The following is a 22,874-nucleotide window of genomic DNA, read 5'->3' on the forward strand; positions in this document are numbered from 1 at the left end:
ACTGCCTATGGAGGCTGAGTAAGTCCAACATCGTCACTAGATGATGAAGGCATCGGCTGATGAAGTGGGAAGCTCCGAGGACGAATAAAACCGTCCCTGAATTGAGCTTGGTTGGAAGCCCCAACCTGCTTTGCGAGGTTGGGGTACTTCACTAGTGGCAATGAACTAATCAGCATTATCCCTTTAGGTAAATTTATAATTCCTGATACACCTTTGCCAGTATTTGGATACTGTACGAGGATGTTTTCTGGATAAATTTGTTTTTCTAATAGGGTAGGAATTGGTAATGTTTTCTTAGATGTGTTGTCCCATTCTTTGGCAAAGATATTTTTCCCACTTTTATTAAAGGCGACAGCTAAATCAAATCTCCTATTCGGGAATAATTCTTCAGTTAAAGCTTCATTAGTATAAGCTCCTTGGGGAGCTTGGATAAAATTGTAAGTGGTGTCCCACTCAGACCATCCAATATTTACGTAATAAAGATCGTCCGCAACTTTAGTATATTCTTGCAAAACTTCTTGAACACTTTGGTAAGTATTCTTTTCTTCGGCAAGTTTGATATTGGTTAATAGTAAAGATGAAACAATCGAATAAACTATTCCTAACAAGCTTGCTAAAGTTACAGAAATCAGAAGCAAGGTAGTTACCTGTGGTTTTGATATGTAGTTTTTCTTAAAAATATTTTTTAAAAATATTAATAACAGTTTTGGACTTACCTGCTTCATAGACTTTGTTTCTTGTCATCAATTAAAGTTAAAACTGCTTTTAGGTATTTTAAGTATTTAAGATTTAATTACGATTTGATATTAAAAATAAAATTGTATATAGCCATAAATACAATGTAGCTTATACAATGAGTTTTTATATATGTAGAAAACACTGAAGTTAGTGTGAAAATTCTGACTAGAAATATAAAGACAACTTTATCAAATCTAATAAACTTACAAATAATACTTCCGCATAAAACTCGCAGCTTGGAAGAAATTGGTTCAATGCCAACGGAGCAAAATCCCTTGCAGCAAACTAATTAGCTACTTCTTGCTTTAATTTATACTCACAACTGCGCTTGAAACATTAAGATTGTCGATATTAAATTGTAAAAAATAGATAACTCAAGTATAAAAAGTAACAAAAAAATTTTGATAATTGCACATTAGGGAACACTGGTATGGGCAATTCAAAACTCAAGTAACTATAGCTTTAGCAACATCGTCCGTTGCTCAGTAACCTAAAATAAGTTGATAGAATAACATATTGCGGTTTCTGCCAGTATTTAACTGCGTTGTATAAAGCTACAGCCGAAAACTAAAAAATCTAGATTCTACCAAGAGGAACACAGATTATTATGGGAATGACCTTAACAGAAAAGATTTTAGCTAAAGCCTCTAACCAAGCGGTAGTAGAGCCGGGACAAAATATTTGGGTGAATGTTGACTTATTAATGACTCATGATGTTTGCGGTCCTGGTACTATTGGGGTGTTTAAACGCGAATTTGGGGCAGATGCCAAAGTCTGGGACAGCGAAAAAATAGTCTTGATCCCCGATCATTATATTTTTACCGCCGACGAACGTGCTAATCGCAACGTTGATATATTGCGAGACTTTGCCCGCGAACAAAGCATAAAATATTTTTACGATATTACCGATCGCGCTGACTTCAAAGCTAACCCAGACTATAAAGGTGTTTGTCACATAGCTTTAGCTCAAGAAGGTCATACTCGCCCTGGGGAAGTTTTATTTGGTACTGATTCTCATACTTGCAATGCTGGAGCTTTCGGTCAATTTGCTACCGGAATTGGGAATACCGATGCCGGGTTTATTATGGGTACAGGCAAACTTTTAATCAAAGTTCCCGCAACTATGCAATTTGTATTAAACGGAACTTTACCTGATTACTTGTTGGCAAAAGACCTAATCCTACAAATTATTGGCGATATTGGCGTTGCTGGGGCAACTTACAGAACTTTGGAATTTGCTGGGGAAACTGTGCAGAATCTAACTATGGAAGAACGCATGACGCTGTGTAATATGGCAATAGAGGCAGGGGGAAAAAACGGGACAATCGCCGCCGATGAAACTACCTTTGATTATTTGCGATCGCGTACAGATAGACCTTTTGAGTCATTTTATACCGATCCCGATGCTAAATTTTATAGCAGCCATACTTACGATGTTTCTCAGTTAGAGCCTGTAGTTGCCAAACCTCACTCTCCCGACAATAAAGCTAAGGCGCGTGAATGCTCTGATGTCAAAATCGACCGAGTTTACATTGGTTCTTGTACGGGCGGCAAAACAACAGACTTTATCAATGCAGCGCGTATTCTTAAAGGTCAAAAAGTCAAAGTACCAACTTATTTAGTCCCAGCTACCCAGAAAGTATACGAAGACTTATTTACTCACAAATATGACGGACAAACTCTGTCAGAAATTTTTATCCAGTCTGGTTGTATCGAGCCTGCCGCTCCCTCCTGTGCCGCTTGTCTTGGCGGTCCCAAAGATACTTTTGGGCGCATGAATAGCGCCGAAGTTTGTGTATCTACAACTAATCGCAACTTCCCCGGTCGCATGGGCGAAAAAAATGCCCAAATTTATTTAGCTTCCCCTTATACTGCCGCCGCCTCCGCTCTCACAGGTTATGTAACCGACCCACGGGAGTTTTTGAGCTAAATTTTAGAGGACAAAAGGCAAGAAAATACACGCTCAAGCTGCTGATTTTTTGTCTTCCCTCCGATAGGTGGCTTGCGATCGCGAACTGACCTAGTTTATAACCAACAGTAATGTAAAGAGACGCAGATATGAGTTTACAAAACTTAACTTACACAATCAATAACCTCAGCCCACGTCAAAAAATGGCTGCCTTGGCGGGGATTGTTGGAGCTAGTGCTGTAATTAGTACAATTGCGCTCTCCCAACGCCAAACCAACAGGACTACCGTCAACAACTTGCCTGAAGAGCGTCCTTCCAATACCAATCCCTATAGTCCACCAGCTTCCTTAGCGCCTTTACCTCAACCGACAGCTACTTTAGACACAACTCTTGCCCCAGGTGTTGTTGGCTCATCAGGCAGTACCGCACCGAAGTATAACAATGGTGCAGAAACTAGCCCTGAAAATAACCCAAGAGTAGGTAGTGGCAGTGCCGCAGATAGCAACTTAAGAGTAGGTAGTGGCAGTGCCGCAAATAACAACTTAAATTCTGCAAGTCCTAGTCCTAATATACTTACGATTCCTGCTAGTCCTAATCTAACCACTACAGTACCTAGAGGAGCATTGACGACCCCCAGTATTCCTAGCCCAAATCTTGCGCCAGCAAGTCCTACTATACCTAGAGTTACTGCCCCAACTCAGGGTTTTACTCCTCCTAGCGCTGCTACGACTCAAGTTAGTCCAGCAATTCCACAAGAAAGTCCTAGCGTTAATGCTCCTAGCGATCCCTCGCTTCCTAGCAGCGTTGAGAGTAGCCCAACTTTTGATAGTAGGACTGGAACCTATACAACTACTCCAAGAGGCACTAATAGCAGCCCTGGGGGTGGTTCAATTAACCCTAGTGGAAGTTTTGGTAGCCCTGGTAATCCGAGTAACCCTAGCAGAAGTTTTAATAGCCTTGGTAGTAGGTTAAATAATTCTGGAAGTAGTTCAGACTTTAACTCTAACCCCAACTTCAGTCGCCCTAGCGGTGGTTCTAATAACACCAGTTCCACCACTAGCCCAGTGTATGGTAACTCCAACGGAAGCTCTAGCAGCAATCCCATCTATAGCAATCCGAATGGAAACATAAACCCCAATTCAATTTATGGAAATCCTAATGGAGGCACAAACTCCAACATATCACCAAATGGAACATCAACTACTCCAAGAAACTAATCGATCTAATAATAATCTCCAACTTGCAAGCCCATGATTGTTGTTGTGATGGGAGTTTCAGGTTCGGGCAAGTCTACTATTGGTAAGTTGCTGGCAGCATCGTTAGGTTGGGAATTTAGCGATGCTGATACTTTTCACTCTGTAGCTAATATTGAAAAAATGAGCCACGGTATTCCTTTAAATGATGCGGATAGAATGCCGTGGCTGCAACAATTGCAAAATGCGATCGCTCAATGGCTACTAGAAGACAAAAACGTTGTCTTAGCCTGTTCTGCTCTAAAGTCGTCTTATCGACAAATACTATGGCAAGATCCCGAACGGATGAGATTGGTGTACATCAAAAGTTCTTTCGATTTGCTCCAAAAGCGGCTGCAACAGCGTCAAAATCATTTCATGACTCAAACTCTCCTAAAAAGTCAATTTGAGACTTTAGAGGAACCAAATAACAGTATTACCGTAGATGCCAACCAGCCAGCAACAGTTAGCGTCCAGCAGATTAGAGAAAGTTTAGGATTAAAAACTCTATTTTAGGGGACGCAAGCCCCTACTATGGCTGGGGCGAAGTCTTGTGCTTCTAACTGTGCTAAGGCGGCACGAACAGCGGCGAGGTCGTAAGGTATGGGGCGCGATCGCGGGATATAATCGCGCCCATTCGGCTCTCCGTGACGCAGTACCGCATTTATAACTACGCAAGGTTCGGGATCGAGGTTAATTGCGCCGTGCAGTACCCCCGGCGGGATAATTACTACTACCGGGGTGCGATCGCTCAAAGCTATGTACTCGTAGCACCGATTGATCAAAGTCACAAGGATAAAGCGACCTTTTACTACCAACAACTGGTCTGTTTGCGCCTTATGGACGAACAAGTCCTCAATAGTATGGGGCGGAATTTGTACCAAAATAGTTTGGTCGCTAGTTTGAGGGGTATAAAAGTTTGTCATACCCCCCTTTGTAGAAGTCAATGGACGAATTTCAATCTTCCTAGCTGAACTCATATCCGCCTCCGATCTTGTTGAAGATACTTCAATCTAAGTCGGTAAAAATTAAAAATATGTTGCCTAAGCAACAATAATTAACCAATCTATGATAAAGCAGCAAAAAATGTATCAAAGAGCAGATATTTGTAAACTGGTTGGTTCTCCCAAATTCCCGTGCAAAACAATATTGCGTTTATTGGTATGAAGATGACGCAAAATTTTGTAAATTACTTCAACTTGGTCTACTTCTCCAGCTTTTTGGGCAAGCTCAATTAAAGAGATGGGAGTCTTTTCTTGTTCTATGACTTGACAAATTTTTCTTTGCAAGTCTAAAACTGCCGCCGCCGCTTTTTTCCCCGCTTCTACACCTGGCTGATGATAGGCGTTGACATTAATCAAAAAGCCATAAAGTCCTACCGCCCTTTCGTACAAAGCGATTAAAGCGCCGACCATGCGCGGATTTAGTTGGGAAATAGTTACAGTAATCGAGTCGCGCTGATTTTCGTATAGTGCGAGTCTCGTGCCTTGCAGCAAGCCCGATAAATAGTCGCCAGAAGTTACGCCAGGTTCTACTTCCGAGGAAGTGCCTGAACGATCTTCTAAAACCTCAACAAAGGTCATAAAAAAGTTAGCTACGCCTTCACGCAACTGCTGAACATAGGCGTGTTGGTCGGTGGAACCTTTATTACCGTAAACTGCAATGCCTTGATTGACGATTTGATTGTCTAAATCTTTTTGCTTACCCAATGATTCCATTACCAACTGCTGCAAATAGCGACTAAATAGCAGCAAGCTATCTTTGTAGGGCAACACAACCATATCTTTTTCGCCGCGTCCGTTTCCAGAAAAGTACCAAGCCAAAGCAAGTAGGGCGGCGGGATTAGTTTTAATTTCGGGGACACGAGTAAGAATATCCATTTCCTTCGCTCCGGTCAGCATGGCACGGATATCGATGCCTTGTAACGCCGCCGGAAGTAGCCCCACCGCCGATAATTCGGAAGTCCGTCCGCCTACCCAATCGTACATCGGGAAGGTTGCCAGCCAATTTTCGGATTTTGCCAGATTATCTAGATTGCTACCAACGCTCGTAATTGCGATCGCATATTTACTAAAGTCTAGGTTGTGACCAGCGTAGAACTTTTTCACTTCAATCATGCCGTTACGCGGTTCGGGCGTTCCCCCAGACTTGGAAATTACTAGCACCAAGGTACTGGCTAGGCGATTTCGTAGCCGCGTGAGAATGCGATCTATACCTGCGGGATCAGTATTATCAATAAAATGAATTGCTAGAGGAGGAAAATCAGGCGCTAAAGCTTCGGCGACAAATTGCGGACCAAGAGCCGAGCCACCAATACCAATAGAAATAATATCGGTAAAATGAGCCGCTTGGGGCGGGTGGATAGTGCCATTTAAAATATTGTTAGCAAAAGCCTCAATCTTATCTACGGTTTGGATAATATTTTGCTTGATTTCTGGGTCAGGAGCCAAATCAGGATTTCGCAGCCAGTAGTGACCAACCATCCGGTTCTCGTCAGGGTTGGCAATTTCTCCTTTTTCCAAGTCTGCCATTGCGGCAAAGGCTCGGTCAAACTTCGGTTGCAACGCTTCCACAAAAGCATCATCAAACCTCATCCGACTGACATCTAAATAAAATCCTAGTCCCTCATTGTAATAAAGCAAGTTTTGATAGCGTTGCCAAAGTGCCGCAGCATCCATAGGAGTTCTCAACTTCTGATGTTCTTACACCACATAAGTTTATATTGAAGCGGAGGAAGATGCGTTACTAGGTGGAAGGTAGGAAAAGTATTAACTTATTCGCCTAGTTGTTGAAAAGCGTTGCAGAGACTACTAACCAATCCTCTCACTGCGGTACAATCTAATCGCCTTGCGTAGCATAACAACAGCATTTCTAAAAATTTGTTGTTTGTAAGGCACGACTATACTTTTCAAGCTTGGTGCAATGGTAGGGTATTTAGTTTTTTTAACCATATCGACGGCGATTTTTGCCTTATTTAGCCTTGGTCTAAATTTGCAGTGGGGTTTTACGGGACTAATTAATTTCGGTCACGTGGCTTTTATGACTGTGGGGGCGTACACTACAGTTTTGCTAAGTTTGTATGGCGTACCGCTTATTTTTGCGGCTCCAATTGGTGGCTTATTAGCGGCATTATTAGGATTATTAATTGGGCTATCAACGTTACGGTTGCGAGAAGATTATTTAGCGATCGTTACTATTGGAGTGTCGGAGTTGGTTAGATTGTTTGTCAATAATCAACAATTGCCCACGCCTAACGGTTTAGTTGATGGAGTTCAAGGGCTGCAAAGTTATCCGCTACCATTGACAAATATTGTCCCCAATCCTTTATTTAAGTTTGCAACTATGGGATTATTGACGGTAGTTGCTGGTTTATGTTTGTGGCGAATCTGGGGCTGGATTAAAGGACAGCAAACAAAAAAAAATCCCCGCTATTCCTTGGCTTGGCGCGTCGTCTTAGGCACTATAGCCGTGGCTTTTGTAATGACAATTTACCTTACTGGGCTAACAGCACTTTCCGATTACAGCAGGTACGAAAAATCTGGGCTAATGGTAGCAGTGTTAGTAGTGCTAACAATGGTATTTTGGCTATTAGAATTATTGGTGCGGAGTCCTTGGGGTCGAGTTCTTAAATCTATCCGCGAAGACGAGCAAGTACCTAGAGCTTTAGGTAAAAATGTCTTTTGGTACAAGTTGCAGGCTTTTATGCTGGGAGGTGCGATCGCAGGTATTGCTGGAGCTTTCTTTGCATGGCAGTTAACAACCATTTACCCCAATAGTTTTGAGCCGCAAACTACCTTCAATGCCTGGATTATCGTAATTTTGGGCGGCGCTAGCAATAATGTGGGTACGTTACTTGGTGCGATCGTTTTCTTTGCTTACGAAGAAGTAACTAGAAATGTTTTACCTAGAATTGTTCCCTTAGATGAAGCTCGTTTAGCAGCATTCCGCATTATGGTAATTGGCTTTTTGTTAATGGTAATGATGATTTGGCGACCTCAAGGTATTTTAGGTAAAAAGGAGGAATTAACCCTTGGTAAATAACGAGTTTAACTCTGCTTTGGGCGACGGTTTGCCAGAAAACCCCCATATTTTACCTTTACTTTCAGCTACAGGCATTGCTAAAAGCTTCGGCAGCATTAAAGCTGTAAACAACGCAGAGATAGAAGTAAAAAAAGGTAGCATTACCGGGTTAATTGGTCCCAATGGAGCGGGAAAAACTACTCTTTTCAACTTACTTTCTAACTTTATTCGTCCCGATCGCGGTACGGTAGTTTTTGATGGCGAACAAATCCAACACTTGCAGACCCATCAAATCGCTCAACAGGGGATGGTGCGAACGTTTCAAGTTGCCCGTACTCTTTCCCGATTGTCGGTGATGGAAAATATGTTACTAGGGGCGCAAAAGCAGACGGGAGAAAACTTTTGGCAAGTTTCGCTGCAACGCAAACTTGTTACTACAGAAGAAAGACAATCAAAAGACCGAGCAATGAAGTTGTTGGAGTCGGTGGGGCTAGCGCACATGGCAAACGAATACGCCGGAGCGCTATCCGGGGGACAGCGCAAGCTCTTAGAGATGGCACGGGCGTTGATGACAAATCCCAAGTTAATCCTCTTAGACGAACCCGCAGCAGGGGTAAATCCGACGCTAATTAATCAAATATGCGATCGCATTAAGTTATGGAACTCTGAAGGCATGACTTTTTTGATCATCGAACACAACATGGATGTAATTATGTCCTTGTGCGATCGCGTTTGGGTACTAGCCGAAGGTCAAAACCTAGCAGTGGGAACCCCCGCCGAGATTCAAACCAATTCCCAAGTATTGGAAGCCTATTTAGGTCAATAAAATATTTAGGTGGAGATAAAATGTCCCCACTTGCACCGTAAAACAAACTTTTGTAAAAGGTTTGATTTTATAGTCGGCTTAAGCCGACTATAGCTATAAGCAAGCGGGTTTTAACCCTAGGCGGGGTAGGATATAGATTCTAGGCAATATTTTTGATATCCATTTCGCCCCATATTTTCAAATGGGTAGGAGGAAATGAATGATTGGCACAATTTCTTTAACCGCGTTGACGATAATTTAGCAGACAGCACTTACCGCATCTTTGAAGATCAATCCAAAACTGAGCTTTTGCATTGGTTTAGTCGAGAAGATGTAGGAAAAGAGCAAAAAGAAGACTTTATTCAAGCTTTAGTAGATTTCAAAGATGATTGCGGAGACTTTTACAGGTATCGCGCCTACTTACTAGCCGCCGAAGCAATTAACTATTTTAAAGATTGTTCTAGAGGAGATGCGATCGCATTGCAAATCCTCATTAATGTAGTTTGCTTAAACAAAGCCATCCTTGGGTTTACTGAACTATATATGCCAGTAATACTAATACTTTCAATAAGTTATTAGTGGGTTAACCTAATATCTTAGTAAGATCGACCTATCTTACTAAAATTAATAAAAATGGTTGCATCATCAGAATCGCTAACCTTATCTGCTTTGCCAGAAATAATTGAAGGATTGCCGAATATTTGTGGTTCGGAATCTTTGGTTGAGGCGGTAGTTAAAAACGATCGCCCAGTATTTTTACCTGCAACTAATATAAATATTCAAGACGTAAAAGCCACCTTTGCGATCGCATTACATATGCAGCAACCCATTATTCCGGCAGGAAGTAATGGCGAATTAATTAGCAATTTGCAATATATGTTTGAGCATCCCCAAGAAGGCGACAACCACAACGCAGAGCCTTTTGCTCATTGTTACAGCCGCATGGCGGATATGATTTGCGATCTTGTTAGCCGAGGCAAAAACCCCCGTGTAATGTTGGATTACTCTGGTAATCTGCTGTGGGGATTGCGGAAAATGGGGCGGGGGGATGTGATAGATAATCTCAAACGCATAACGTGCGATCGCACTTATCAGCCTTATGTAGAGTGGCTGGGGACAATGTGGAGTCATGCTGTAGTTCCTTCTACTCCAATTCCCGATATTAAACTGCATATTCGCGCTTGGCAACACCATTTTGCGGCAATTTTTGGCTGGGAAGCTTTAGCACGAGTTAAAGGTTTTTCACCGCCAGAGATGCACTTACCCAACCATCCAGATACTTTATTTGAGTTTGTTAAGGCTTTACTAGACTGCGGCTACCGTTGGGTAATGGTGCAAGAACATTCAATTGAAAGCTTAACTGGGCAACCATTACAATCCAAGCATTTACCTCATCGTTTGGTTGCACGTAATTCTCAAGGTGAGACTTTAAGCATTACTGCTTTAATTAAAACCCAAGGCTCGGATACTAAGTTAGTCGCGCAAATGCAGCCTTACTACGAGGCAAAAACTCTATCAGGGCAAAATTTAGGCAATGTTTCCGTACCACCCATAGTTACTCAAATTGGTGATGGTGAAAATGGTGGCGTGATGATGAATGAGTTTCCCGGCGCGTTTATGCGGGCTTGGGAGGAATTGGGCAATGATGTTGTTAGCGTCACAGGTACAGAATATTTGGAATTGATTGAGTCCATTGGTTGTACTTTTGATGACTTTCCTACTTGTCAAGCTATAGGACAACATCAAATTTGGGAGCAAGTAAATTCTCAGTACGCGCCAGATGCGGTAAATAATGCGATCGCCTTTCTTAAGCAAAATAACCCAAATTTTCATGTAGATGGCGCTTCCTGGACTAATAACCTCAGTTGGGTAAAAGGTTACGAAAATGTCTTGACTCCCATGAATCAACTGAGTGCTTTGTTTCACGAAAAGGTAGATCCAGCAAATACTCAGTCATCTAGCTATCGTCAAGCATTACTGCACAATTTATTACTGCAAACCAGTTGTTTTCGTTATTGGGGACAAGGCGTGTGGACAGATTACGCGCGAGAAATTTATCGGCGTGGAGAAAAGATACTGGTAGATAATTTTTAATTAAGAGTACAGTCTGCAACAGCATTTTTTTGGGCGTACACTCGTTTACAAATACTCTAACTAAGGTAAATGTGCCGCAATTAGTCCCAATTTTAATTATTTTGTTGCTGATTGCTACTACCGTCGCCTTACTCTCGCGGCGGTTACGAATCCCTTACGTGACGGGTTTAGTTCTAGCAGGTTTGCCCATCAACGAGCTATTATCTCGTCGTATTGGCTTAGATCCATACCTAGTTTTAAATCTTTTTCTGCCAATTTTAATTTTTGAAGCGGGGATTAATACCGATGTCCGCCGCCTCCGCAGCACTTTTAAACCCATTGCTCTGTTGGCTGGTCCTGGGGCAATACTAGCCACTGCTATTATTGCCGTACTGTTAAAATTTGGGCTGACACTGGACTGGATACCTGCCCTTTTTTTAGGGGTAATTCTGGCAAATACAGATACAGTGTCAATGATTGCCGTATTTAAAGATATCCCTGTACCAGCGCGACTTTCTACTATTGTTGAAGGCGAAACTTTATTCAACGATGCCGCCGCTTTAGTTTTATTCAACCTAATTGTAAAAGTATATTCAACAGGTTCTCTGACATTTTTAGAAGGACTCCAAGAATTTCTGTTTGTGGCGATTGGAGGTAGTCTTGTAGGCGCAGTTTTGGGTTACTTGAGCTTACCCATATTTGCCCGTTTAAACGACCCTCTAAGTAGTTTGTTGTTGACCGTTGCCGTTGCTTTGGGAACTTCTCAGGCGGGGCAATTTTTAGGTGTATCTGGCGCTGTGGCGGTGGTGGTAGCGGGGTTGATTTTCGGCAATTTAGGGCTGTCTCAAACTAATTCGGCAGGCGATCGCCTTACACTATTAAGCTTCTGGGAATATGCTGGTTTTGGAGTCAATACTTTTATATTTCTGCTTATTGGCATAGAAATAAATCCCGTTAGCCTAAGTAAGATTCTACCCGCAGTTTTAATTGCAGTTTTGGCTTTTCAGATCGGGCGATTATTTACGGTTTATCCATTGCTTGCTGGAGTACGCTGGATCGATCGCTCAATTCCCTTGCGTTGGCAGCATTTACTCTTTATCGGCAATATCAAGGGTTCGCTCTCAATGGCTTTGGCATTGAGTTTACCTACGACACTACCAGGGCGAGAATATTTGATTACTTTAGTTTATGGTTGCGTGTTGGTGTCTTTAGTAGGTCAAGGTTTGAGCTTGCCTTGGCTAGTAAAACGCCTAAAATTAACCAAGTTTTCTGAAAATCGCCAACAAATTGAGCAATTGCAAGCCCAGCTAATAACGGGCAAAGCCGCGCAAGATGAATTAGATAGCTTGTTGAAGTCAGGGGTACTACCCAAAGCCGTTTATGAAGAAATGCGGGCGGGTTATCAAGTAAGAGTAGCAGGGGCAGAAAAGGCGCTGCGGGACATCTATAACCGTCGCCCAGATACATTAGACGCTACCAAAGGCGATCGCGCTAAACTTGATGCTATTCGCCGTCGCTTACTATTGGCAGAAAAAGGAGCGTTGGGTGCAGCTATTCGCAAACAAATTCTTTCTCCCGAAATTGTGCGATCGCGTTTGCAAAATATTGACGAACAATTACTACAACTAGAGGATGATTAGGTAGGTGGTTTCTGAGAATTTGTTTGTTTAATCACTTTACCCGGACTAATCCAAGAGATTCCTTGTTGCAGGGCGCTACCAATCATCACGGCTTCTACTATCGGTTCAGAAATTTCCGTCTCGGCTACCCATTCGACAATAAAATTTGCCCCACTACCGCCCCTGATATCGTTTCTATCTACCACGAAATCTGTAGAAGCTAAGGCATCAAGTTGAATGGGCTTCTCTACATATTGCCGGAGCAATTTACCATTTGTGTCATAGTAGCGTACCGCCGTAACAATCATGGGACTCGTCAAATCTGTATTGCGAATACTTAATGTTGCTGCCAAATCAAAAGACTTTTGCCGATTTTCATAATAGATATGGGAATAAATAGGCACGTAAATAGTTTGACCCATTGCTGCTTGAAAGTTTGGATCTAAAGTTACCAATTTTGGCGATGAAACAATTGGCGGCGGTGGAACTTCAGAGGGAGTACAAGCAGTCAGAAAAATTAGCGCCACTGCTAAACAAATTAGTCGGTATAGCTTCATTCAAATTATTTGCAACCTTCAATAAAATCAATGACTTGATGCAGCGATCCTGGTTTTGTCACAATTAAAACTGTTGAACCAGGTTCTAATACCGTACTACCGTTAGGAATTATTAGGTCTTCATGAATATGAGCTTGATAGCCAATGATTAAAGAGCCTGTAGGAAAACGGATATCTTGAGCAATTTCGGCAACGCTACGCCCGACAACATAACAATTTTCTGGGATAGCAAGTTTTAGCACTTCAATTTGTCCTTGCTCAAAGTGCATTATTGATTCTACTTGTGGGTATTCGATCGCATTTACCATCGTTGATACTGCCAAATCCACCGTACTAACTATATGATTTGCGCCTACTATGCGTAATGGCTCAGCAAAATCGCGGTGGCGCATCCGGGTGACAATATGCGGCGCTCCGTAGTGTTTGGCAAGTGTTACCATCGCTAAATTTAAGGCATCGCTCCGCAATGCTGCTACCACTGAGTCAGCTTTACGAATCCCAGCTTCTAGCAACACTTCTGTACTTACCGCACTACCTTCAAAAGCCATTGCTCCCACTTGTTCGCGGGCATAACGGCAAGCAACGGGGTTGATATCAATTACTGCCACCCTATGACCCAATTCTACAAGCCTGTGTGCCAAACTCAGCCCAATTAAACCGCCGCCACCAATTAGCACGTACATGGTAGTTACCCTTTGACTGTTTTGTTTTAGTCTACAAGCTACTAAAAACTTTTCTTTTGGATCTATTCTTCCCGCAACGCTTCTGCTATTCGTAATTTAGCCGATCGCGATCGTACATTATTTTCTAATTCATCATTTTGGGCAGTAATTGGCTTTTTAGTAATTACTCGTAAGGATGATTCGCGCAATTTATGTTTTACGATTCGATCTTCCAGGCTATGAAAGCTAATTACAACTATTCTGCCCCCAGGTACAAGCCCTAAAGGAGCGCGATTTAGAAAATTTTCTATAGCCGTCAATTCTTCATTGACAACAATTCGCAAAGCTTGAAATACGCGGGTTGCAGGGTGAATCCTACCATAACGATATTGCCTTGGTACAGCATAAGCGATCGCCTCGGCTAATTCTGTAGTAGTTGTAAAAGGGCGTTTTTCGACTATCCGCCTAGCTATCCGCCGCGACAGTCTTTCCTCACCGTACTTAAAGAAAATATTTGCAAGCTCGTTTTCGTCCCAAGTATTTATTATTTCGGCTGCTGTCAAATCTCGCCGCCTATCCATCCGCATATCTAAGGGAGCAGTATTGCGAAAACTAAAGCCGCGCTCTGCGGTATCAAGATGGTAAGAGCTTACACCTAAGTCTGCTAATATTCCATCAAAAGAAGCATTTTTATAGTCAAAATCGGCAAAACTGGTTAAAAAAAATTGAATGCGGCTTTCATACTCAGCTAGACGTTGTTTAGCTGCAATAATTGCTTGTTCGTCCCAATCTAGCGCTGTAACTTTAACATCAGGATATGCTTGTAAAATCGCTTCGCTATGACCGCCCCCACCTACGGTAGCATCTAAATAATGCCCGCCAGGACGAATAGCTAAAGCAGAAATTACCTCTTGACTTAAAACAGGTATGTGAAAAAATGCCTGTAACTCGCCTCCCTCAACACCAAGCTCCATATAATTAAAATAAGCGCTACAAAAAAGTTAACCATCAAGCACTTAATATTTATAGTGCCTACTTACTTCAACTTACCGCTAATTTATTAAGTATTCTTGGCGGTTCCATCTAAATTTGCACTCCAACAGTAAATTAATCACCTATGGCAAGGATAGAAACTCGAACAGAACCCATGGTGCTAAACATGGGACCTCACCACCCCTCAATGCACGGAGTGATGCGGCTAATCGTCACTTTGGATGGGGAAGATGTAGTAGATTGTGAGCCTGTAATGGGCTACCTGCATCGTGGGATGGAGAAAATAGCCGAAAACCGCACCAATATCATGTATGTCCCCTACGTTAGTCGCTGGGACTACGCCGCCGGGATGTTTAATGAAGCTGTTAGCGTCAATGCACCGGAAAAATTAGCAAATATTCCCGTCCCCAAACGCGCCAGCTATATTCGCGTAATTATGCTGGAATTGAACCGAATTGCAAATCATTTGCTGTGGTTAGGACCATTCATGGCAGACGTAGGCGCTCAAACTCCATTTTTTTACATTTTCCGCGAACGGGAAATGATTTACGACTTGTGGGAAGCTGCTACGGGTTATCGGATGGTAAATAACAACTACTTCCGTATTGGTGGAGTAGCGGTAGATTTGCCTTATGGCTGGATCGATAAATGTGTAGAATTTATTGACTATTTTTACCCCAAAGTTGACGAGTACGAGCGCTTAATTACCAACAACCCCATTTTTAGAAGACGGGTAGAAGGTGTGGGGACGATTAGCCGCGAAGATGCGATCAATTGGGGGCTTTCGGGACCAATGTTACGTGCTTCGGGGGTCAAGTGGGACTTGAGAAAAGTTGACCACTACGAATGTTACGACGATTTTGATTGGGACGTACAGTGGGAAACGGCGGGAGATTGTTTTGCTCGTTATTTGGTGCGGATTCGAGAAATGCGTGAATCGGTCAAAATTCTGCGTCAAGCAATTAAAGCCCTTCCCGGCGGACCTTTTGAAAACCTAGAAGCTAAACGCCTAACTGAAGGCGCAAAATCTGAGTGGAATGGTTTTGATTACCAATACATCAGCAAAAAAGTTGCGCCTACCTTTAAAATCCCCAAAGGAGAGCATTATGCTCGAATTGAAAGCGGTAAAGGCGAATTAGGCATTTACCTTGTTGGCGATGATAACGTATTCCCTTGGCGGTGGAAAATTCGCGCTGCGGACTTCAATAACTTGCAAATTTTTCCTCACATTGTCCGAGGTGTAAAAGTTGCGGATATTGTCACAATTTTGGGTAGCGTTGACATCATTATGGGATCGGTAGATCGTTAGAACGTTTGGGGCGTAAGTAATTGCGCCCCATAATTATTTTTGGATATCCGGTAAACTGTTGAGACTTGACCTAGAAAATAATTCCAATTTGTTATTAACTAAAGTTATTCGCGATCGCATAGCTATGAGGAGCGATCGCGCTATTACCTTTGCCCAATTTATGGAGTTGGCGCTATACCATCCCCAGTATGGCTACTACACCACCAAAGCTGTTGACATTGGGGCGCAAGGAGACTTTTTTACGTCTCCACACCTAGGGAAAGATTTTGGCGAACTATTAGCAGTGCAATTTGCCCAAATGTGGGAAATTATGGGACAACCCGCACCTTTTACGCTGGTAGAGATGGGTGCAGGACAGGGCATTTTAGCCGTTGATATTCTTAAATATTTGTACAAGCACTACCGCAAGTTTTTTGAGTCGATACAGTACGTCATTGTTGAAGTATCGCCAGGATTACAGCAGCAACAACAGCAACTACTGCAAGGTGTAGCGGATAAAGTTAAGTGGTGCAATTTAGAGGAAATACCAGCTAATTCAATTATTGGCTGTGTTTTTTCTAACGAACTTGTTGATGCAATGCCTGTTAATTTATTTTCCCTCCAAGATGGGCAACTAGGGGAGATATATGTAACTATCTCTGGAGACAATGACTTTATAGAAGTCTGTAGCGCTCCTTCTACGCCAAAAATAGCTCAGTATTTCGACTTGGTAGGAATAAATTTAGCGCAATTAGCAAGTAATTATCGCAGTGAAATTAATTTAGCGGCTCTAGATTGGTTAAGTAAAGTAGCGCAAAAATTGCAGCAAGGGTATCTGTTAACTATCGATTATGGCTACGCGGCGGCGCGTTACTACAACCCCATGCGAAGTCAAGGAACATTGCAGTGCTACTATCGCCACCAATACCACAACAATCCTTATATCAACATCGGCGAGCAAGATATCACGGCTCACGTAGATTTTACCGCTTTAGAGCGTTGGGGCGAAAAGTGTGGTTTGCAAAAAGTAGGGTTTACTCAGCAAGGCTTATTTTTAATGGGGTTGGGATTGGGAGAGCGAATTGCGGCAATTTCTACTAATAATGCTAACAATTTAGAACAATTGCTCCAACGTCGGGAAGTATTGCATCAGCTAATAAATCCTCAAGGATTGGGCGGGTTTGGTGTTTTAGTCCAGTCTAAAGCTTTAACACCCTTACAAGTCTCTACTCCCTTGCAAGGTTTGACGGCGACTAGCTAAAAAATTCTATTATTGCGATCGCAATTACGAGCTTTTTTTGCTTCAAAGTCATTAAATTAAAACTGATACCCTTACAAAAAAGCTAATTATGACTCCCCACGATTTATTTATGCTCGTGCTACTACTTTCTCCTGGACTCTTGCTATCAGTGATAATTATGGCAACCTTTGCAGCCGGAGGTTGAAGATTCTGAATGCTATAAAAATAAGCTGGAGGTCCAGGGAGTGAAAGTTGCTGTCTTCAGCACCAAATCCTACGATCGCAAGTTTCTAGAATCTGCTAACACAGAAAGTAAGCACGAGTTAGTTTTTATCGAACCCCGTCTAACTTGTGAAACCAGCGTCTTAGCTACAGGTTCTCAAGCTGTTTGCGCCTTTGTCAACGACCAATTGGATGCCCAAAATCTTAGCAAATTAGCAAGCCTCGGCATAAAATTAATTGCTCTGCGTTCTGCGGGCTTCAACAATGTAGATTTGGTAAAAGCAGAAGCTTTGGGGTTAACTGTTGTCCGCGTACCCACCTACTCTCCCTACGCCGTCGCTGAACATACTATCGGCTTAATCCTCGCTCTCAATCGACGCATACACCGAGCTTACAATCGTGTCCGCGAGGGCAATTTTTCCTTAGAAGGACTTTTAGGTTTCGATCTTCATGGTAAAACCGTGGGGATCGTTGGTACAGGCAGAATTGGCACAATAACAGCCCAAATATTGCAAGGCTTTGGCTGCAATGTACTGGCTTACGACAATTCCCCTCCAGATAATCAAATCCTAGAGTACGTGTCGTTTCCTCAACTACTGGCGGCGGCAGATATTGTGAGCTTGCACTGTCCGCTAACTTCTGGTACCCACCATCTAATCAACGCCCAAACGATAGCGCAGATGAAAACAGGTGCCATGCTAATCAACACAAGTCGCGGTGCTTTAATTGACACAAAAGCTGTAATTATTGGCTTAAAATCAGGTAAAATCGGCTATCTAGGCATAGATGTTTACGAACAGGAGGGAAATTTATTTTTTGAAGACTTCTCTAATACGGTGATTCAAGACGATCTTTTTGAGCGCCTACTCACCTTCCCTAATGTTTTAATTACTGGGCATCAGTCCTTTTTCACTACTGAAGCTTTAAAAAGTATTGCCCAAACCACTTTGTCAAATATTTCTGACTTTGAACAGAGTAAGCCATGCTCTAATCAAATTAAGAGTAAACACGAAAGTTAAGTCACGGGGTTCGACTCTAGGAATAGAAACTTTAGTTTTCAGGGCTAATACTCTCTACCTTGAAGTTGATGAATCATTTTTTGAGAGTAAGTAAGGTTAAGCAATACTTAAAACCGTTTTCTCTCCTCGAAGCGGTGCTGATAGCCAGGATATCGCTTAATAAACGATCTCGCGCGTTGTCATTTCCAAAAATCAACACAGTAAAAAATTATGGAATCCCAACTGCAACAACAGAACTACCCAGATACCACTCGTACAGAAAACATTGAGGTATCACCCGCAGGAAACATAGTAACTATAGAGCCAAGCCAGTCGGACGAGCAATGGACGCGCGTCGGTTCTCAAGTTTCAGAGTTTTTGTCCCAACTACCTGAAATAATTGGTAAATTTTGGGAAGATTACAAGCAGCCAATTACCAGCCTTGGGTTAATCTTTGCTGCAATCATCACCGTTAAGGTAGTACTTGCAATAATTGACGCGCTAAATGATATTCCGCTTTTAGCGCCAACTTTTGAATTAGTTGGCATCGCTTATTCAGCCTGGTTTGTAAACCGCTACTTGCTTCAAGCTTCAAGTCGTCAAGAATTGGCGCAAGAAATTGAGAAGCTAAAAGGAAAAGTAGTTGGAAGTCAGCAATTGCAATAATTGCCGGATTTTTTAGCATAAATAAGCGATCGCCTATTTAGTAAGTGCGATCGCTTATTTTTATTTTTGAATACCTACATAGGGCGATGAAATTGGCTCTAAACTACCATTTTGTACTAGCGCTTGGTAAATCATTGCTGTCACCTCAGCGCGGGTAGCATTGCGGTTTGGAGCTAGTAAATTGCGATCAGGATAATTTGCTACAAGTCCTGCTGTAGTTGCTGCTGCGACTTTCTCTCTAGCATAGTTAGGAATTTGGGCAGCATCCCCATAAGATTGCAAAACTTGTTCCGGGGAAGTTGGTGGTGTGAGATTTAAGCCACTAGCAAGAGCAACCAAAACTTGCACTCGTGGAATTTCTTGAATTGGACGGAAAATATCGCCAGGATACCCTTGCAAAAACCCAGTTCTTGTAGCGCTGTTAATGGCTGGAATGCCCCAAAAATTGGTTGGAATATCTTTGTACTCTGTTTCTCCTGGTACAGGCTGGTTGTCAAAAGCAGCTTGTAACAACGCTGCAAACTCCGCACGAGTTATCGTTTGATCTGGTCGAAAGTAGTCTCCAGTGTAGCCGTTGACAATCCGACGAGCAGATAAAGCATTAATATAGGGACGCGCCCAGTAGTCTTGGGGAACATCAACAAAATTAATGGCTGTTCCCACTCTTGGAGTTGGGGCGGGAGTCGTTGGATTAGGGATAGGAACAACTACTGGAAACCTCTGACTTGGCGCTTGCAGTTGGGTAGGCGGCACTGGTGAGGGTGCAACGGTAGGGCTTACAGAAGGGGGTAATCTTGGCTCAGCTTCGCTTTGGGCGGTTGCTGGTGGGGACGGGACAAGCAGGGGTGTGGAAGTACGATCACCTGATAAAATGCGTTCGAGGTTTAAGGTTGCTGGATTGCGAGCTAAAGACCACCAGATAATTCCGCCCATAGCACTAAAAGCCACCAAAATACCGATAAAATCGTCAAAACCTAAGGTCGTTTTGTCAGATGATGGAGGATCGGGAGTCGGCGAAGAATTTGTCATCTTGTCAGCTAGTAGCAACAAAGTAATATAGCCAAATTAAGCCACTAACTGGCGTTTTGCGATACCTCTTTTGGGTAGGTTTTTATAGCACCCTTAGTAAGCTAGGAATGCTATTTATTGCGGGTTCGGTGCGAATTTCATCCAATGAGGCGTGAAAATCCCCTTCACGGACATCGTGCGTAACCACAACAATTTCCGCCAAATTATCACGGATACCAGTTTGCACAACCGATTCTAAGCTAACGCCATGATTGCCAAAACAAGTACCCAATTTGCCAATTACACCGGGATGATCTTGAGTGAGAAATCGGGCGTAAAAGCGCGTTACAAGGTCATCCATTGGCGACTTTTCGCAATATTCTTGATGAGAACAAGACATTAAAGAATGGGATTTGTTTGTACCAGTTTTTAACACCGCCGCGATCGCCAAAATATCTGACACTACCGCACTAGCGGTAGCTCCCGCCCCCGCCCCAGGTCCAAAAAACATCACTTGCCCAATTGGTTCGCCTTCTACCAAAATTGCGTTGTAGACCCCGTTAATGCTGGCTAAAGGATGGGATTGGGGTACTAAAGTCGGGTGGACGCGCAGGGAGAGACTATTACTAGCAGGATAGGCTTTTTTAGCAATAGCAAGTAACTTAATTACAAAACCGAGTTTTTCGGCGTAGGCAATATCTGCCCCGCTTACATTACGGATACCTTCACAGTAGACATCTTGTAACTTTATGCGCCCGCCAAAAGCTAAAGAGGCAAGAATAGCAATTTTATCGGCTGCGTCCAATCCATCTACATCCGCCGTGGGATCGGCTTCCGCGTAGCCTAGTTGTTGGGCTTCGGCTAAAACTTCCGCAAAATCACTACCGCGATCGCGCATGGAAGTAAGAATATAATTTGTCGTGCCGTTAACAATGCCTGTAACCGCCGCAATTCGATTGACGCTTAGTGATTGCTTTAATGGTTGAATGATTGGGATGCCGCCGCCTACAGCCGCCTCTAACATCACGTATACTCCCGCGCCATTAGCGGCAGTGAAGATTTCATCGCCATAACGGGCAATGACTGCTTTATTGGCGGTAACGACGTGCTTGCCGTGACTAATTGCTTGCAAAATTAGAGATCGCGCGGGTTCCAGTCCTCCGATCAATTCCACCACTATATCAATTGCCGGGTCGCTGACAATTGCCTCTAAGTCTGTTGTAATTACTTCCCCAGGCAAACTTACAGCACGGAGTTTAGAAGTTGATTTTACGCCTACTTTGGCTACTTCTACTTCTTTTAGCAACGCTTGGCGACCAGTAGGATCTAATAGCAGTTGAACTGTACCTGTACCTACCGTCCCTAAGCCCAAGATTCCTACTTTAAAAGCCACAATTGGTTACCAATATCACCACAAACTATTGTAGGGGTGTATTTACCATACACCCCTACTTAATAAGCTATTTGTCAGCTATTTAGTAAGTTTCTACGTGCCAGCGACCAGCTTTTTTCATTTCCTTTTGGTATTCAATCCAATTTACGCCATCTGCCGCCGCCGCCGCCGATAGCGCTTCATCAATACCGCCTTCCATACCTTTCAAACCGCAAATGTATCCGTGGGTATTGTCTTTTTGAAGTAATTTCCACAAGTCTTGAGCGTGTTGGGCTACCCGATCTTGAATATACATTCTGCCGCCTTGGGGGTTTTTTTGTTCGCGACTAATTGCGTAAGTCAAACGGAAATTATCTGGATACTGCTCTTGAATTTCCTCTAACTCCTCTTTATAAAGAATGTTTGGAGTAGTCGGAATCCCAAAAACCAACCAAGCTAAACCATTGAACTTATAATCGGGGTTGGCTTCTTGCTCCTTCTTTTTGAACATCCGCCATAAATAAGCCCTAAAGGGAGCAATACCCGTACCTGTGGCAAACATAATTACATTTACGTCCGTGTCCTCTGGTAACAACATTTCCTTACCAACGGGACCTGTGATTTTGACTTCCGATCCTACATCTAGGTTACATAGATGAGTCGAACAAACGCCGTAAATTGTCTCACCAGTTTCCGGGTGCTTGTACTCTAGCTGACGAACGCATAGAGATACAGTTTTATCATCAACACGATCGCCATGACGAGTAGATGCGATCGAATACAGCCGTAATTTTTCTGGTTTGCCGTTTTTGTCTGTACCTGGGGGAATAATCCCAATACTTTGACCTTCAAGGTAGCGCAAGTCGCCCCCAGAAATGTCAAATATTAAGTGTCTTACCGTACCGATACCACCATTCCCAACTAACTCCTGATTAGAAATACATTGACCGATATAAGGAGTATTGGGGCGGTAAATATTTACTGGAACATCTTTGTGCTTATCAGCCTTTGGTTTCGCTTGAGTCATGGGCTTGCCTTTTTTTTCTGATGTTTGGGGCGGTAACTTATTTTCTACCGATGCTGAAGAATTATTCTGTTCGCTCTTAGCAATTACAGTAGAAGGATCGCTTTGATTATTCGCCTTACTTACAGAAGATGTTAAGTGACCGTTAGGCTGATTAGCATCTTGAAGATGGATGTTAACAATTTTTCCGCCCAGGCGAGAAATGCGCTGCATCTCTTGATTCATGCGGCTATAAGGCACTCTGATAAAAACACTGCCACTTTGACGAATTGGAGGAGTCATGTTATCAGTTGCTTCATTTTGACGTATGCCTACCACTTCGTACACAAAGACGCGGCTACCAGCTTCGGTATTAGCTGCCCTATCTGCGGCGCTTGAATTATACATTGCTTAAATCTCTCCAAACCCTACTTAGCTTATGAAAATTTCTAACTTGCTACCAGACTTA

General features: G+C 42.8%; 21 protein-coding genes. 12 read left to right on the plus strand and 9 right to left on the minus strand.

The annotated features are described in order from the left end of the window. Positions 1–5: 5 nt before the first annotated feature. Positions 6–725 carry a CHASE4 domain-containing protein gene (locus tag AC2VE5_RS07825; protein ID WP_486887208.1) on the minus strand — a complete coding sequence of 240 codons (720 nt, stop codon included), beginning with the start codon at positions 723–725 and terminating at the stop codon, positions 6–8. Positions 726–1,345: 620 nt separating this feature from the next. Between AC2VE5_RS07825 and AC2VE5_RS07830 the strand changes: the two genes are divergently transcribed. The 3 genes from AC2VE5_RS07830 to AC2VE5_RS07840 all read left to right on the plus strand — a co-directional run bounded on the left by AC2VE5_RS07830 (position 1,346) and on the right by AC2VE5_RS07840 (position 4,395). Then, complete coding sequence (locus AC2VE5_RS07830) at positions 1,346–2,668, plus strand: 3-isopropylmalate dehydratase large subunit (RefSeq protein WP_486887209.1); 1,323 nt, start codon at positions 1,346–1,348, stop codon at positions 2,666–2,668. Positions 2,669–2,796: 128 nt separating this feature from the next. After that, entirely contained in the window at positions 2,797–3,864 is a 1,068-nt protein-coding gene (locus AC2VE5_RS07835; protein ID WP_486887210.1) for a hypothetical protein, read from the plus strand. A 33-nt stretch (positions 3,865–3,897) separates the two neighbouring features. Continuing rightward, positions 3,898–4,395, plus strand: coding sequence for a gluconokinase (locus AC2VE5_RS07840; protein ID WP_486887211.1), 498 nt, complete (start codon positions 3,898–3,900; stop codon positions 4,393–4,395). Here the strand turns inward: AC2VE5_RS07840 and AC2VE5_RS07845 are convergent. Beyond that, positions 4,392–4,859 carry a cupin domain-containing protein gene (locus tag AC2VE5_RS07845; RefSeq protein ID WP_486887212.1) on the minus strand — a complete coding sequence of 156 codons (468 nt, stop codon included), beginning with the start codon at positions 4,857–4,859 and terminating at the stop codon, positions 4,392–4,394. The genes AC2VE5_RS07840 and AC2VE5_RS07845 overlap by 4 nt on opposite strands. 111 nt (positions 4,860–4,970) lie before the next feature. Continuing rightward, positions 4,971–6,557, minus strand: a complete 1,587-nt coding sequence (locus tag AC2VE5_RS07850; protein ID WP_486887213.1) for a glucose-6-phosphate isomerase — start codon at positions 6,555–6,557, stop codon at positions 4,971–4,973. Between the two features lie 244 nt (positions 6,558–6,801). On the opposite strand from AC2VE5_RS07850, the gene AC2VE5_RS07855 reads away from it, so the two are divergent. From AC2VE5_RS07855 to AC2VE5_RS07875, 5 genes are all read left to right on the plus strand, one after another. Beyond that, positions 6,802–7,920 (plus strand): branched-chain amino acid ABC transporter permease, encoded by a 1,119-nt coding sequence (locus AC2VE5_RS07855; RefSeq protein ID WP_486887214.1) that lies wholly within the window; start codon positions 6,802–6,804, stop codon positions 7,918–7,920. Continuing rightward, entirely contained in the window at positions 7,910–8,725 is an 816-nt protein-coding gene (locus AC2VE5_RS07860; RefSeq protein WP_486887215.1) for an ABC transporter ATP-binding protein, read from the plus strand. Before AC2VE5_RS07855 ends, AC2VE5_RS07860 begins: the two co-directional genes overlap by 11 nt. 195 nt (positions 8,726–8,920) lie before the next feature. Continuing rightward, positions 8,921–9,283 carry a hypothetical protein gene (locus AC2VE5_RS07865; protein ID WP_486887216.1) on the plus strand — a complete coding sequence of 121 codons (363 nt, stop codon included), beginning with the start codon at positions 8,921–8,923 and terminating at the stop codon, positions 9,281–9,283. 54 nt (positions 9,284–9,337) lie between these two features. Next, positions 9,338–10,798, plus strand: coding sequence for a glycosyl hydrolase family 57 (locus AC2VE5_RS07870; protein WP_486887217.1), 1,461 nt, complete (start codon positions 9,338–9,340; stop codon positions 10,796–10,798). 29 nt (positions 10,799–10,827) lie between these two features. Next, complete coding sequence (locus AC2VE5_RS07875) at positions 10,828–12,417, plus strand: cation:proton antiporter (RefSeq protein ID WP_486887218.1); 1,590 nt, start codon at positions 10,828–10,830, stop codon at positions 12,415–12,417. Here the strand turns inward: AC2VE5_RS07875 and AC2VE5_RS07880 are convergent. From AC2VE5_RS07880 to rsmH, 3 genes are all read right to left on the minus strand, one after another. After that, positions 12,414–12,953 (minus strand): DUF3124 domain-containing protein, encoded by a 540-nt coding sequence (locus AC2VE5_RS07880; protein ID WP_486887219.1) that lies wholly within the window; start codon positions 12,951–12,953, stop codon positions 12,414–12,416. The genes AC2VE5_RS07875 and AC2VE5_RS07880 overlap by 4 nt on opposite strands. Before the next feature lie 5 nt (positions 12,954–12,958). Continuing rightward, positions 12,959–13,636, minus strand: a complete 678-nt coding sequence (locus AC2VE5_RS07885; RefSeq protein ID WP_486887220.1) for a potassium channel family protein — start codon at positions 13,634–13,636, stop codon at positions 12,959–12,961. 62 nt (positions 13,637–13,698) lie between these two features. Then, a complete protein-coding gene (gene rsmH, locus AC2VE5_RS07890) occupies positions 13,699–14,589 on the minus strand; it encodes a 16S rRNA (cytosine(1402)-N(4))-methyltransferase RsmH (protein WP_486887221.1) in 891 nt (296 codons plus the stop codon). A 143-nt stretch (positions 14,590–14,732) separates the two neighbouring features. Between rsmH and AC2VE5_RS07895 the strand changes: the two genes are divergently transcribed. The 4 genes from AC2VE5_RS07895 (at position 14,733) to AC2VE5_RS07910 (ending at position 19,022) form a co-directional block, all read left to right on the plus strand. Next, complete coding sequence (locus AC2VE5_RS07895; protein WP_486887222.1) at positions 14,733–15,917, plus strand: NAD(P)H-quinone oxidoreductase subunit H; 1,185 nt, start codon at positions 14,733–14,735, stop codon at positions 15,915–15,917. A gap of 124 nt (positions 15,918–16,041) precedes the next feature. After that, positions 16,042–17,157 carry a class I SAM-dependent methyltransferase gene (locus AC2VE5_RS07900; protein WP_486887285.1) on the plus strand — a complete coding sequence of 372 codons (1,116 nt, stop codon included), beginning with the start codon at positions 16,042–16,044 and terminating at the stop codon, positions 17,155–17,157. Positions 17,158–17,381: 224 nt separating this feature from the next. Next, complete coding sequence (locus AC2VE5_RS07905; protein ID WP_486887223.1) at positions 17,382–18,377, plus strand: 2-hydroxyacid dehydrogenase; 996 nt, start codon at positions 17,382–17,384, stop codon at positions 18,375–18,377. A 210-nt stretch (positions 18,378–18,587) separates the two neighbouring features. Beyond that, on the plus strand, positions 18,588–19,022 hold the full coding sequence (locus tag AC2VE5_RS07910) for a CAAD domain-containing protein (RefSeq protein WP_486887224.1): 435 nt from the start codon (positions 18,588–18,590) through the stop codon (positions 19,020–19,022). Positions 19,023–19,082: 60 nt separating this feature from the next. On the opposite strand, the gene AC2VE5_RS07915 is transcribed toward AC2VE5_RS07910, so the two are convergent. From AC2VE5_RS07915 to cpcD/petH, 3 genes are all read right to left on the minus strand, one after another. Further along, on the minus strand, positions 19,083–20,051 hold the full coding sequence (locus AC2VE5_RS07915; RefSeq protein WP_486887225.1) for an S-layer homology domain-containing protein: 969 nt from the start codon (positions 20,049–20,051) through the stop codon (positions 19,083–19,085). Between the two features lie 82 nt (positions 20,052–20,133). Next, positions 20,134–21,423, minus strand: coding sequence for a homoserine dehydrogenase (locus AC2VE5_RS07920; protein WP_486887226.1), 1,290 nt, complete (start codon positions 21,421–21,423; stop codon positions 20,134–20,136). Positions 21,424–21,505: 82 nt separating this feature from the next. Next, positions 21,506–22,813 (minus strand): bifunctional rod-capping linker CpcD/ferredoxin--NADP reductase PetH, encoded by a 1,308-nt coding sequence (gene cpcD/petH, locus AC2VE5_RS07925; protein ID WP_486887227.1) that lies wholly within the window; start codon positions 22,811–22,813, stop codon positions 21,506–21,508. Between the last annotated feature and the right edge of the window lie 61 nt (positions 22,814–22,874).

This window comes from Aliterella sp. E5.1 (genome assembly GCF_057473825.1).